13 protein-coding genes are annotated in these 13,240 nt (G+C 68.4%); 6 read left to right on the forward strand and 7 right to left on the reverse strand.

The window, feature by feature from the left end:
- Positions 1–46: 46 nt before the first annotated feature.
- Both AVP41_RS10140 and guaB read right to left on the reverse strand, forming a co-directional pair.
- Positions 47–1,735, reverse strand: a complete 1,689-nt coding sequence (locus tag AVP41_RS10140) for an ABC-F family ATP-binding cassette domain-containing protein (RefSeq protein ID WP_067163964.1) — start codon at positions 1,733–1,735, stop codon at positions 47–49.
- 115 nt (positions 1,736–1,850) lie between these two features.
- Complete coding sequence (gene guaB / locus AVP41_RS10145) at positions 1,851–3,353, reverse strand: IMP dehydrogenase (protein ID WP_067163966.1); 1,503 nt, start codon at positions 3,351–3,353, stop codon at positions 1,851–1,853.
- Between the two features lie 234 nt (positions 3,354–3,587).
- Here guaB and AVP41_RS10150 point away from each other — a divergent pair, with 234 nt between their 5' ends.
- The 4 genes from AVP41_RS10150 to AVP41_RS10165 are packed head-to-tail and all read left to right on the forward strand — an operon-like array spanning position 3,588 to position 7,612.
- On the forward strand, positions 3,588–4,880 hold the full coding sequence (locus tag AVP41_RS10150; protein WP_231902730.1) for a branched-chain amino acid ABC transporter permease: 1,293 nt from the start codon (positions 3,588–3,590) through the stop codon (positions 4,878–4,880).
- A 5-nt stretch (positions 4,881–4,885) separates the two neighbouring features.
- Positions 4,886–5,866 carry a branched-chain amino acid ABC transporter permease gene (locus tag AVP41_RS10155; protein WP_067165789.1) on the forward strand — a complete coding sequence of 327 codons (981 nt, stop codon included), beginning with the start codon at positions 4,886–4,888 and terminating at the stop codon, positions 5,864–5,866.
- Positions 5,856–6,845, forward strand: a complete 990-nt coding sequence (locus tag AVP41_RS10160) for an ABC transporter ATP-binding protein (RefSeq protein WP_067163970.1) — start codon at positions 5,856–5,858, stop codon at positions 6,843–6,845. Before AVP41_RS10155 ends, AVP41_RS10160 begins: the two co-directional genes overlap by 11 nt.
- On the forward strand, positions 6,842–7,612 hold the full coding sequence (locus tag AVP41_RS10165; RefSeq protein WP_067163972.1) for an ABC transporter ATP-binding protein: 771 nt from the start codon (positions 6,842–6,844) through the stop codon (positions 7,610–7,612). The genes AVP41_RS10160 and AVP41_RS10165 overlap by 4 nt, the downstream gene beginning before the upstream one ends.
- On the opposite strand, the gene AVP41_RS10170 is transcribed toward AVP41_RS10165, so the two are convergent.
- Together AVP41_RS10170 and AVP41_RS10175 are read right to left on the reverse strand one after the other, a co-directional pair.
- On the reverse strand, positions 7,585–7,800 hold the full coding sequence (locus AVP41_RS10170) for a hypothetical protein (RefSeq protein ID WP_067163975.1): 216 nt from the start codon (positions 7,798–7,800) through the stop codon (positions 7,585–7,587). The two genes, AVP41_RS10165 and AVP41_RS10170, sit on opposite strands and share 28 nt — an antisense overlap.
- A 102-nt stretch (positions 7,801–7,902) precedes the next feature.
- A complete protein-coding gene (locus tag AVP41_RS10175; RefSeq protein ID WP_067163977.1) occupies positions 7,903–9,258 on the reverse strand; it encodes an ABC transporter substrate-binding protein in 1,356 nt (451 codons plus the stop codon).
- 190 nt (positions 9,259–9,448) lie between these two features.
- On the opposite strand from AVP41_RS10175, the gene AVP41_RS10180 reads away from it, so the two are divergent.
- Positions 9,449–9,748 (forward strand): hypothetical protein, encoded by a 300-nt coding sequence (locus tag AVP41_RS10180; protein WP_067163980.1) that lies wholly within the window; start codon positions 9,449–9,451, stop codon positions 9,746–9,748.
- A 60-nt stretch (positions 9,749–9,808) separates the two neighbouring features.
- On the opposite strand, the gene AVP41_RS10185 is transcribed toward AVP41_RS10180, so the two are convergent.
- From AVP41_RS10185 to groES, 3 genes are all read right to left on the reverse strand, one after another.
- Complete coding sequence (locus AVP41_RS10185) at positions 9,809–10,378, reverse strand: hypothetical protein (RefSeq protein ID WP_067163983.1); 570 nt, start codon at positions 10,376–10,378, stop codon at positions 9,809–9,811.
- A gap of 47 nt (positions 10,379–10,425) precedes the next feature.
- Entirely contained in the window at positions 10,426–11,352 is a 927-nt protein-coding gene (rarD, locus tag AVP41_RS10190) for an EamA family transporter RarD (protein ID WP_067163986.1), read from the reverse strand.
- Between the two features lie 172 nt (positions 11,353–11,524).
- Entirely contained in the window at positions 11,525–11,821 is a 297-nt protein-coding gene (groES, locus tag AVP41_RS10195; protein WP_005050391.1) for a co-chaperone GroES, read from the reverse strand.
- A gap of 205 nt (positions 11,822–12,026) precedes the next feature.
- On the opposite strand from groES, the gene AVP41_RS10200 reads away from it, so the two are divergent.
- Entirely contained in the window at positions 12,027–13,229 is a 1,203-nt protein-coding gene (locus AVP41_RS10200) for a class I SAM-dependent methyltransferase (RefSeq protein ID WP_067163987.1), read from the forward strand.
- Positions 13,230–13,240: the final 11 nt, after the last annotated feature.

The following is a 13,240-nucleotide window of genomic DNA, read 5'->3' on the forward strand; positions in this document are numbered from 1 at the left end:
CCCAGCCTACCCGTCGTCGTCGCGGGAGCCGCGGGCGGAGGACGCCTCATCGCGCACGTGCGACGCGTCTCTCGTCCCAGACCGGCTCCGACGCCTCGTACACCAGGCCGTCCGATCCGAACACGAGGAAGCGGTCGAACGATCGCGCGAACCAGCGGTCGTGCGTCACCGCGAGGACGGTGCCCTCGAACGACCCGAGCGCGGACTCCAGCGCTTCCGCCGAGACGAGGTCGAGGTTGTCGGTCGGCTCGTCGAGGAGCAGGAGGGTGGCCCCCGACAGCTCCAGCAGCAGGATCTGGAACCGCGCCTGCTGTCCGCCGGACAGACTCTCGAAGACCTGCTCGGCCTGCCGCACGAGTCCGTAACGGTCCAGGGCCGAGCTCGCGGCCTCGCGGGCGAGCCCGGCCCGCGCGTCGTCGCCGCGGTGCAGGATCTGAAGCAGCGTCCGCCCGGTGTAGTCGGGGTGTTCGTGGGTCTGCGCGAACCATCCCGGCGTGACCCGCGCGCCCAGGACCGCCCGCCCGCTGTGCGCGACCGGGTCCAGCCGAGCCCCGATCTGGGTGACGTGCCCGAGCGTCGGATCGGGATCGGTGCCGCCTGTGGCGAGCAGCCGGAGGAAGTGCGACTTGCCCGAGCCGTTGGAGCCCAGGACGGCCACCCGGTCGCCGAACCACACCTCCAGGTCGAAGGGCCGCATGAGACCCGTGAGCTCGAGCCGCTCCGCGACGACGGCGCGCTTGCCCGTGCGCGCTCCGCGCAGACGCAGCCGCAGGTTCTGCTCGGGCGGACGCTCCTCGGGAGGGCCGGCCTGCTCGAAGCGTCGCAGCCGCGTCTGGGCGGCGCGATATCGCGAGGCGAAGTCGTCGCTCGCCGCGGCCTTCACCCGCATCTCGGCGACGAGTCGCTGCAGCTTCGCATGCTCCTCGTCCCATCGCCGGCGCAGTTCCTCCAAGCGCTCCATCCGATGCGTGCGCGCCTCGTGATAGGTCGCGAAGCCGCCACCGTGGATCCACGCCGTGCTGCCGGACGCCGTGACCTCGAGAGTCACGATGCGGTCGGCGGCTCGAGCGAGCAGCTCACGGTCGTGCGAGACCAGCAGCACCGTCTTGGACGACTCTCGGAGCCGGTCCTCCAGCCACCGCTTGCCCGGCACGTCCAGATAGTTGTCGGGCTCGTCCAGGAGCAGCACTTCGTCGGGTCCACGCAGGAGCGCCTCGAGCGCCAGCCGCTTCTGCTCCCCGCCCGAGAGCGTGGCGAGATCCCGAAAGCGGGCACGCTCATAGGGGATGCCGAGTGCCGCCGTCGTGCAGGTGTCCCACACCGTCTCGTGCTCGTACCCGCCGGCCTCGGCGTAGTCGGCGAGCGCTTGCGCGTACGCCAACTGCGTCGAGGTGTCGTCGTGCTCGATGATGGCGTTCTCCGCGGCCTCCAGCGCGCGAGCCGCATGGGCGATACGGGCGGGCGCGACGGCGACGAGAAGATCGTGGACCGTCTCCCCCTCCGCGCCGTGGCCGATGAACTGGTCCATGACGCCGAGTCCCCCGGTCACCACGATCGCTCCCTCGGGCGGGGTCAACTCCCCCCGGATCAGACGCAGCAGCGTGGACTTCCCGGCCCCGTTGGGCCCGATGAGGGCGGTCGTGGTGCCGGAGCCCACGCGGAAGGTCACGGCATCCAGAAGCGGGTGTCCGTCCGGGAGGACGTACGACACCGCCGATACGTCGATGTGGCCCACGAGCGATCCTGTTCTGCCCCGGCCGGTCGCGCAGAGCCGACCAGTCTATCGCGACGGCCGGCCACCATCCGATCGAGGTCGGTTCCGCGCAGGGCTCCGGATCTCCCGAGCGGACCTACTTCTTGTAATTGGGAGCTTCGACGACGATCTGGACGTCGTGCGGGTGGGACTCCTTGAGGCCTGCGGGGGTGATGCGCACGAACTTTCCCCGCGCCTTCAGCTCCTCGATCGTGCGGGCGCCGACGTAGAACATCGACTGCCGCAGGCCCCCGACCAGCTGATAGGCGACGGCGGAGACGGGTCCGCGATAGGCGACCTGCCCCTCGATGCCCTCGGGGATGAGCTTGTCGTCGTTGGGCACGTCGGCCTGGAAGTAGCGGTCCTTGGAGTACGACGTCTTCTTCCCGCGGGTCTGCAGGGCGCCGAGCGATCCCATGCCGCGGTAGAGCTTGAACTGCTTGCCACCCTGGAAGACGATCTCGCCCGGCGACTCGTCGGTGCCGGCCAGGAGGGAGCCCAGCATCACGGTGTCGGCGCCGGCCACGAGAGCCTTCGCAATATCGCCCGAGTACTGCAGGCCGCCGTCGGCGATCACCGGGATCCCGGCCTCGCGGGTGGCCTGGAACGCTTCCCAGATCGCGGTGACCTGCGGCACGCCGACGCCCGCGACGACGCGCGTCGTGCAGATCGACCCCGGCCCGACCCCGACCTTCACGGCGTCGGCTCCCGCGTCGACGAGGGCCTGGGCGCCTTCGCGCGTGGCGACGTTGCCGCCGATGACGTCGATGTGGTCGAAAGAGGAGTCCGCCTTGATGCGACGGATCATGTCGATCACGCCGGCGGACTGACCGTTGGCGGTGTCGACCACGAGGACGTCGACACCCGCGTCGCGCAGGGCCTCGGCGCGCTGCCACGCGTCTCCGAAGAAGCCGATCGCCGCGCCGACGCGGAGCCTCCCCTGCTCGTCCTTCGTGGCGAGGGGGTACTTCTCGCTCTTGTCGAAGTCCTTGATCGTGATGAGGCCGGCGAGCTTGCCTTCGTCGTCGATGAGGGGCAGCTTCTCCACGCGATGCTGCGCGAAGAGCGCGATGACCTCGTTCGCCCCGATCCCCACTCGCCCGGTGACGAGCCCTTCGCTCGTCATGACGTCGCGCACCTTCGTCGTCTGACGCTCGAAGCCCGAGACGAACCGCATGTCGCGGTTGGTGATGATGCCGACCAGGCGTCCGTCCTCGTCGACCACCGGCAGTCCCGAGATCCGGTACTGCGCGCAGAGGGTGTCGACCTCTTCGATCGTCGCGTCGGGGGTCGTCGTGATGGGGTCGGTGATCATCCCCGACTCGCTGCGCTTGACCCGGTCGACCATCGAGGCCTGCTCTTGGATCGAGGCGTTCCGGTGCAGGATCCCGATGCCGCCTTCGCGCGCGATCGCGATGGCCATGCGCGCCTCCGTGACGGTGTCCATCGCCGCCGACAAGAGGGGCGTCGCGACGGTGATGCGCCGGGTCACGCGGGAGGAGGTATCGGCTTCGGACGGGATCACATCGGTGTGCCCGGGAAGCAGCAGAACGTCGTCGTAGGTCAGTCCGACGAAACCGAACGGGTCGTTGTGCTCCATGCAATCTCCTGCGTTTTCGGGGTTATCCGATTCTAAGGCGCGACGGTGCGGTTTCATTCCGAGAACGTCGCGGGCGCGGGTGTCTAGCACACGTTCCCTTCCCGGGGAAGGGAAAAGAGTGTGAGGTAGGCGAAACAACGCCGACACATTACGCTCGTACCGTCGTTGATCACCGTGGATGCGACCCGCGCCTCTCGAGGCGTACGGACTGGAGGATCTGTGAGTCCCACGACCGTGAGTACGAGACGCCCATTGCGGTGGATCGTCCTGTTCCTGGGCGCGGTGCTCGCGGGGGCGACGCTCTTCGCGGGCCTCCCCACCGCCGCCCATGCCGACACCGAAGACCTGCCATACACCGTCGTCGTCAACGTGCGCACGGGCGGCGAGCCGGTCGTCGGAGCCGAGATCACCGTCACCGGCGGCGACTTCACCGGCCAGGGCGTGACGAGCGACCGCGGCAACGTCCGCATCGGGGTTCCCGACAAGGACCGCGCCTACACGGTCGAGCTGGTTCAGTCGAGCTTGCCCAGTGGAGTGCAGGCACCCGAAGGCTTCGACTTCACGCAGGAGGCGGAGTTCGGAGCCGGGCGCACGATCACGAAGAACTTCACTCTGGAAGCCGGGCAGCGCGCGACGACCTCGTTCCTCGACCAGTTCCTCTCGCGGGCGGTGAACGGGTTGAACTTCGGCCTCATGCTCGCCCTCGCCGCGATCGGGCTCTCGCTCGTGTTCGGAACGACCGGGCTCTCGAACTTCGCCCACGGCGAGATGGTCACCTTCGGAGCGCTGGCGGCGCTCCTTTTCTCTGTCGGCTTCGACCTCCCGATCTGGCTCGCGATCCCCCTCGCGGTCGCCGTCTCGGCAGGCTTCGGGCTGGGGATGGACGCGGGCCTCTGGCGGCCCCTCCGGCGCAAGGGCCTCGGCACAGTACAGCTGATGATCGTCTCGATCGGCCTCTCGCTGGCGTTGCGGTACGTCTACCAGATGTTCGTCGGCGGCGGCACGGCCCAGCTCCCCGGCGGTGCCGCGGCCACCATCCCCGGACTCGGCCCCATCCGGCTCACGGTCACCGACGTCGTCAGCATGATCGTCTCGCTGGTCGTGATCGGCGCCTTCGCGTGGTGGCTCATGCGCACCCGCATCGGCCGCGCCACCCGCGCCGTCTCGGACAACCCGTCGTTGGCGGCGGCGAGCGGAATCGACGTCGACGCGGTCGTCCGCGTCGTCTGGGTGCTGGCGGCGGCCCTGGCCGGCCTCTCCGGAGTGCTGTGGGCGTACTTCCGCCCCGGCATCAAGTGGGACATGGGAACGAGCATCCTGCTGTTGATCTTCGCGGCGGTCACCCTGGGCGGTCTCGGCACGGCCTTCGGTGCTCTGATCGGCTCGATCATCGTGGGAATGCTCGTCGAGGTGTCGACCCTCTGGATACCGTCCGACATGAAGTATGTGGGCGCGCTGGCCGTGCTCATCGTCATTCTGCTGTTCCGTCCGCAGGGCATCCTCGGACGCCGAGAGCGAATCGGGTGATCGCCGTGGACTTCGGACAGATTCTCAACAACACGCTGGCGCAGATCCTCGCGCCCGCCACGCTGGGCTACATCCTTGCCGCCACCGGCCTGTCGGTGCACTTCGGCTTCGCGGGCCTGTTGAACATGGGCGTCGCGGGCTTCATGGCCATCGGCGCCTACGGGTTCGCGATCTCCATCCTGACCTTCGGCCTCCCGTGGCCGCTCGCGGCGCTGATCGGTCTCATCGCGGCCGTGCTGTTCGCCCTCGTGATGGGTATCCCCACCCTGCGCCTTCGCGGCGACTACCTGGCGATCGTCACGATCGCCGCCGCGGAGGTGCTGCGCCTCTTCTTCCTCACCTCCGCCTTCCGCAACTACACGGGGTCCGCCGACGGCCTCTCCGGCTTCCAAGCCGGGTTCCGCGCGAGCAACCCTCTCCCTCCGGGCAAGTGGGGCCTCGGTCCGTGGACGTATCAGTCCGATCAGTGGTGGGTGATCCTCATCGGGGTGTTCACGATCGCGATCGTGGTGCTCGTGGTGTGGTTGTTGATGCGGAGCCCGTGGGGACGCGTCATCCGCGGTATCCGCGAGGATGAGGACGCCGTCCGGTCGCTGGGCAAGAACGTGTTCGCCTTCAAGATGCAGGCGCTCATCGTCGGCGGCGTCATCATCGCGGCGGGCGGCATCATCACCGCGATGGGGACGAACGTGAACCCCAACGTCTACGTCACTTCCCAGACGTTCTACGTGTGGACGGCACTCCTCCTCGGAGGCGCCGCCACGATCTTCGGACCGGTGCTGGGCGCGGTGCTGTTCTGGGTGGTTCGCGCGTTCCTCTCCAACCTCCTCCCGGCGCTGGTCAAGGTCGGCTGGCTGCCGTTCATGTCCACCGAGCAGAGTCAGATGCTCGTGTTCGTCCTGGTGGGTGTCGCCCTGATGCTGCTGGTCATCTTCCGCCCGCAGGGTCTCCTCGGAAGCAAGAAGGAGCTGACCTTTGTCCGCTAACGTGACGCCTCCCACTCCTCGCCCCAAGACCACCGGGCTCCACACCGGCGACATCGCTCCCGGCGTCGCCAAGGTGGATCCGATCATCGTCATCGACGGGGTCCGGCGTGAGTTCGGCGGCCTGACCGCCGTCGATGTCGAGCACCTGGAGATCCCACGGAACGCGATCACCGCGCTGATCGGCCCGAACGGCGCCGGAAAGACCACGCTCTTCAATCTCCTCACCGGGTTCGACAAGCCCAACGCAGGGTCGTGGTCGTTCGACGGCACCAACCTCTCCGGCATCCCGGCGTTCAAGACGGCGCGAATGGGTCAGGTGCGCACCTTCCAGCTCACCAAGTCGCTGGGTCTTCTCACCGTGCTGGAGAACATGAAGCTCGGAGCGCCCCGCCAGACGGGCGAGAAGATCTGGGCCGGGATCCTGCCGTTCCTCTGGAATCGGCGCGAAGCCGAGATCGAGGTCAAGGCCCGGGATCTGCTGAGACGCTTCAAGCTCGACGCCAAGGAGAAGGACTTCGCGGCCTCGTTGTCCGGCGGGCAGCGCAAGCTCCTGGAGATGGCGCGCGCGCTCATGAGCGACCCGACGCTGGTGATGCTGGACGAGCCGATGGCCGGGGTCAACCCCGCCCTCACACAGTCGCTCCTCGACCACATCCTCGATCTGAAGGACCTCGGGATGACCGTCGTCTTCGTCGAGCACGACATGCACATGGTGCGACACATCGCCGACTGGGTGGTCGTGATGGCGGAGGGAAAGGTGGTCGCCGAAGGTCCGCCCGACGCGGTCATGCGCGAACAGGCCGTCATCGACGCCTACCTCGGCACGCACCAGGACGTCGACCTCGGCGTCGTCACCGGACGCTACGCGGGAGACCTCCCCGCCGAGGCGCAGGAGCTCGTCGAGACGGCGCAAGAGCTCAGTCACGCGGTGGACGCCGACGGCGATGCCACGCCCCAGGAAGCGGAGGACCAGAAATGAGCGGAACCGCCCCCGCCGCCACCGCCGACGTGCGGAGCGACGCACCGGAGAACGTCGTCGAGCTCCGCGAGGTCGTCGCAGGCTACCTCCCCGGCGTCAACATCCTCAACGGCGCGAGTCTCACCGCGGCCAAAGGCGAACTGATCGGCATCATCGGCCCCAACGGCGCCGGCAAGTCGACCATGCTCAAGGCGATCTTCGGTCAGGTCAAGATCCGTTCCGGAGCCGTCCTGCTCAACGGTGAGGACATCACGGGGCTTCGCGCGAACAAGCTCGTGGGCAAGGGCGTCGGGTTCGTTCCGCAGACCAACAACGTCTTCCCCAGCCTCACGATCGCCGAGAACCTCCAGATGGGCGCCTACCAACGTCCGAAGGCGTACGCCGAACGGGTCGATTTCGTGACCTCGGTCTTCCCCGACTTGGCCAAGCGACTCGCTCAGCGGGCGGGGTCATTGTCCGGCGGCGAGCGCCAGATGGTCGCGATGGGGCGAGCCCTCATGATGGACCCGCACGTGCTCCTCCTCGACGAGCCCTCGGCGGGCCTGTCCCCCTCCCGGCAGGACGAGGCGTTCTTGCGGGTCTCGGAGATCAACAAGGCCGGCGTGACGACGATCATGGTCGAGCAGAACGCCCGCCGGTGCCTCCAGATCTGCGACCGGGGCTACGTCCTCGATCAGGGTCGCGACGCCTACACCGGCACGGGCCGTGAACTGCTGAACGACCCGAACGTCATCGGCCTCTACCTCGGGACGCTCGGCGCCGACTGAGTCCGACGCTGCCGCCGCCCCACCGGGATCATCGGCAGGAACAGTCCGGCGAAGGCGACGAGCGGCCACACGCTCGACGACGCGATCGCGACGGCGACGCCCACGGCGGCCACGGCAACGGCGAGCACCCACAGGGTCACGGCGATCCACCAGGGACGATCGGTGAGCCCGTCTGTCGTGGTGATCATGCCCCCAGGATAACCGGGCGGCAATCGGCGCCGGGCGGCGATCATCCCGCGACGGCGAAGGGCCCCGGTCCGCAGACCGGGGCCCTTCGATCCGTGAGGCGGTCAGCCCACCTCGACGAACTCGTTGTTGTTGTCGTCACCGAACTCGAAGATGCCGATCGACGCCTGGGTCGGGTCGCCGACCTCGTCGAACGTGATCGGGCCGGACACACCGTCGTAGTCGGCGACGCCGCCACCGATGATGATGTCCGCGCACTCCGCGTAGCTCGTGCACTTCGTGCCGTCACCCGAGCCGCCGGAGACCTGCTGCAGGTGGGCCGCGACGTCCGGACCCTCCGTGGAACCGGCCTCGAGCGCCGCCAGCGCCAGCAGAATCACCGCGTCGTAGGACTCGGGGGCGTACGTGAAGTCCTTGAGCTCCTCGTTGCCCTCGTCGGTCCAGTACTTCTGCAGGTTGTCACGGAACTCGGTGATGGTCGCGGGATCGACCGCGGGGTAGGTTCCCTTGGCACCCGTCAGAGTTCCGGCCGGGAACTCGTCGCCGAAGTTGGAGAGGTTGCCGTCGACGAAGTACATCTTGTCGGACGGGAAGGACGCCCCCACCAACTCGGGGATGATCGTCTTCACCTCTTCGAACGTGATCAGCGCGATGGCGTCGGGGTCGGCGGCCAGAACGTCCTCGACCTGAGCCGAGAAGTTGGTGTCACCCGTGTTGTAGAGCGACGCCGCCACGACCTTGCCGCCGGCCTTCTCGAAGGCGTCCTTCGTGAAGCAGGCGAGACCGGTGCCGTACGAGTCGTTGAGAACGATGAGGCCGAGGGTCTCGTTACCGTCACCGGAGATCAGGTTGCCGAGCACTTCGCCCTGCAGGACGTCGGACGGCGCGGTGCGCCAGTACAGGCCCTTGTCCTTGTAACCCGTGAAGGCCGCCGAGGTGTTGGCGGGCGAGAACTGGATGGCGTCGGCTGCGATCACCTGGTCGATGAACTGCAGCGAGGTCCCCGACGAGGCGGCGCCGATGATGGCCGTGGCGCCGGCGTTCAGCAGACGCGGCACCTCGGTCTCGTACGCCTTGTTGTCGGTGTCGCCCGAGTCGCCCTGAACGAGGTCAATGGTGACGCCCTTGTCCGCTTCGTTGACGACGGACGCGGCGTACTCGGTGGCCGAGATCTCGGGCGGTCCGAGGAAGGCGAGGTTGCCGGTGACCGGCAGCGCCGTGCCGATCGTGTACTTGAGGTCGGTGCCCGGACCCTTCGACGTCGAGGAGTACTCGGGCGTGTAGGACTCCGGCGCTGCCTTGTCGCAGTCGATCGGGAAGGTGTAGTCGTCGCCGGGCGCGGCGGAACTCGCGCCGGGTGCCGGGGAGCCGGAACAGCCGGCCAAGACGAGCGCGCTCGCGCCGACCAGGGCGATGCCGCCCATGATCTTCGCGGCGCGTGAGCGTGTGAGAACGGTCATGTTGCTCCTTGCTGTCTGCGTACGCGGGCGACCCCGGGTGCCGCCCCAATTGGGAATAACCTAATCGCCGCAGCGCGTCGGCAATGTTGCGATCCGTTAACGCTGTGTAACGCCTCCCGAATCGTTACTTTCGTTATCTTTCCCCGTCGCGAGCCACTCGTCGTGATGAGCCGAGCGCTAGCCTGACGAGGTGACCCCCGACCTTCTGTTCCCCTATGTCGCGGGCGGCATCGTCGGTGTCTGCATCGGGATCATCGCGACGATCTCGGTGTACGCCGCCTCTCGGGCCGCCCGGCAACGTCGCCGTCGACGCGAGAAGCGCCGACGCCTCGACTACTGGGCGAGCATGACCCCGGGCGCTCTCCCGGCCGGAGCCCAGGCGCAGCCGGGGAAGCCGCTGCGCGGGCGGCGCCGCGCTCAGACGATCGACGATTTCCTCGACGGACAGCGCGCGAGACCCTTCGGAGACTCCGGACCTCGCGACTGGTGACAGCCACCGTCGCGCCCCGCTCCCCAGCGACCGGCGGCCGGCGAACGAGGTCTGAACGGCCTACGGCGACGACGGGTCGACGACAACGGAGGGCGTCGGATCCGCGAAGCCTCGTCTGGCCGGAACCACAAGGAGAGAGCCGCCGCAGACGTACCCGATCGCGGGGAGGGCGAACCACGCGTCCCACGGGATGAGAGACATGCCTGCCACGAGCACCAGGATTGCCCCTGCCGGGAGAGCCAACGCCCATCGAGCCGGCGTGCGCGTCGCACGATCCGTGAGGAGGAGCACCGCGCCGGCGAGAGTCGCCAGGAAAGACAACGCTGCGGCGAGTTGAGAGGGGGCCGGACCCAGCGGCGAGCCGAGGAAGATCTGGATGACATTCACCACAATGACCAGGAGCCCGAAAATGCCCACGAGAAGGAAGGCCAGGCGTGCGCGACCACGAAAAGACACACCTACCGTGACGGCCCCGAGCGCGATCACGAGCGAAGGACCGAGGGTGATGGCCGCGACGACCACCGGTGGTGCAGCAAACGACTGCGTGGCGAAATGCGTGGCGATCACGCGGACGATCTCCGCCCCGCCGCCGAGGATGAAGAGTGCTGCTCCGACGCCACGACCGGTCATACGGCGATCGTCTCACGCAGGGAGGCCGCGATCCAGAGCAGGAACCGCTACGCAACGGGGGCGACCGCGGCGCGGGAGCGCCGAGCGTAACGCACCGAATCCACCATCAGGACGACGAGCGCGAGCCACACGAGCCCGAAACCGATCCAGCGCTCCCACGGCATCGGCTCGCCCATGATCCACGCGCCGGTGATGAACTGCAGGATGGGCGCCACGAACTGCAGCAGGCCGATGACGGTGAGTGTGGCACGGCGGGCGCCGGCGGCGAAGAAGAGGAGCGGCGTTGCGGTGACCACTCCCGCGAGAAGGAGCAGCGCGGTGTGCCCCGCACTGACCTGGCCCATCGTGGTCCCGGTGGTCGCGCCCACCACGATCAACTGCACCACTGCCACGGGGGCCAGCCACAGCGACTCCAGCGTGAGGCCGCTGATGGCGTCGACGCTCGGTCCGATCTGCTTCTTGACGAGTCCGTAGGTGCCGAAGCTGGCGGCCAGCGTCAGCGCGATCCACGGGAAGGCTCCGTATCCGATGACGATCACGAGGACGGCGATCGCTGAGATGCCGATGGCGGCCCACTGCGCGACGCGCAGGCGCTCCTTGAGGACCAGCACGCCGAGGAGCACGGTCACGATCGGATTGATGAAGTAGCCGAGGCTGCCTTCGATGACGTGACCGGTGAGGGTGCCGACCAGGAAGACCTGCCAGTTGACGTAGATGAGCAGGCCGGCCGCGATCGTCCAGAGGACGAGCCGACGGTTGCGCAGGATCGCCCAGAGCTTGCCCCACGAGCGGGTGACGGTGAGAAGCAGCGCGCAGAAGACGAGAGAGAGAAGGATGCGCCACGCCACGACCTCCCACGGCCCGGTCGGGGGCAACGTGAGGAAGTAGAGGGGCAGGAAGCCCCAGAGGAGATAGGCGATGAACGCGTAGACCCCGCCGCGTGCACGTTCGGCGTCAGGGCTGCGGGATGTCATGAGTCCAAGACTAGAACGGTCCTGACTCAGCGCGCGTCGGTGTGCCGGGTCGGATCCTGCCGATATCCGCGGAGATCCTGCCAGCCCGCTCGGCAGGAACGGCGAAAGGCCCGGACGCCGAGGCATCCGGGCCTTTCGAGACCGTCGCGCGGACCAGTCGCGCGGGGCGATGTCAGCGAACGACGACAGCGAGGACGTCGCGCGCGGAGAGGACGAGGAACTCGTCGCCACCGAACTTGACCTCGGTCCCGCCGTACTTGCTGTAGATGACGCGGTCGCCGACCGCGACGTCGAGCGGCACACGGTTGCCGTTGTCGTCGATGCGACCCGGGCCCACCGCGACGACCTCGCCCTCCTGGGGCTTCTCCTTCGCGGTGTCGGGGATGACGAGTCCGCTGGACGTCACCTGCTCAGCCTCGACCTGCTTGATGACGATGCGGTCCTCGAGCGGCTTGATGGAAACCGACACGGTCTACCTCTTTCTTGCTTCAGGGGTCTTGCCTCAAGACTCATTAGCACCCGCACACTTCGAGTGCTAACGCCAGTCTAGGGCCCGGTTGGCACTCGTGCAACGCGAGTGCCAACCGGATCTCGCGCCCTCCCACTGCCGCCTCCCGACGCCGGAGCGCGCAAGCCGACGGGGCTGGGCAGACCGCCCGGCATAGGCTTGCCGGGTGGATCTCGCCGAACTGACGTCGCTGCTGACCCCCGAGGGGCTCCGACTCCTGGACGAGGTCGGACCGGTCGCGTCGACCGACGACGTCGCCGCGGTCGTCAGCCGGCTCCGAGCCGCCGGTCACGCCCCTGAACGGGTGTCGGCGGTCGTCGGGCAAGCGCGCCTGCGCCATCGCGCCGAGACGAAGTTCGGCCCGTTCGCCGCCCGCATGCTCTTCACGCGCGCCGGCCTCGAGCAGGCCTCACGCCTGGCCGTCGCCGCACGACACGCGGGACGGTTCCGCGATGCGGGAGTGCGACGCGTCGCCGACTTGGGATGCGGAATCGGGGGCGACTCCCTGGGGCTGGCGGGGATCGGCCTGGAGGTGCTCGCCGTCGAGGCGGACGAGGTCACTGCGGCGATCGCCGCCTACAACCTCGCCCCGTTCGCCGACGCCGTGACGGTTCGGCACGCCCGGGCTCAGGAGGTCGACCTCACGGAGGTGGACGCGGTCTGGCTCGACCCGGCCCGCCGCACGGCCGGCCACGAGGAGACGCGACGGACGTCGTCGGATGAATGGTCCCCGCCGCTGGAGTGGTCCTTCGACCTGGCCGCGAGAGTGCCGACGGGGATCAAGCTCGGCCCCGGCTTCGATCGCGACCGCCTCCCCTCAGGAACGGACGGCCACCCGGTCGAGGCACAGTGGATCACCGTCGACGGCGCCACGATCGAGCTGGTCCTCTGGACGGGATCGCTGGCCCGCGAGGGGGTACGCCGGGCGGCGCTCGTCGTCACCGGCGACCGGGCACGCGAGATGACCGCGGCCGGCGACAGCGTCGACGAGCCGGTCCGCCCGCTCGGCGAGTTCCTCCACGAGCCCGCCGGTGCCGTGATCCGCGCGCGTCTGATCGGCGATCTCGCGCGGGACCTCGATGCGGGGATGGTGTCCGACGGCATCGCGTACCTCACCTCCGACACCTCTCGAATGACTCCCTTCGCGCAGACCTTCCGCATCCGGGAATCCCTCCCCACCGACATCTCGCGGCTGGCCCGTGCGCTGCGGGAGCGAGGAGTGGGAACACTCGAGATCAAGAAGCGGGGCGTCGACGTCGACCCCGCGCGGCTGCGCACGCGCCTGAAGCTGCGCGGATCCGCCTCCGCCACGCTGATCCTGACGCGCATCGGCTCGGCCCGCGTCGCGCTTCTCGCCGACAGGCTCTAGGAGAGTCTGCG

This window comes from Microbacterium sp. TNHR37B (assembly GCF_001620065.1).
Classification (GTDB): domain Bacteria; phylum Actinomycetota; class Actinomycetes; order Actinomycetales; family Microbacteriaceae; genus Microbacterium.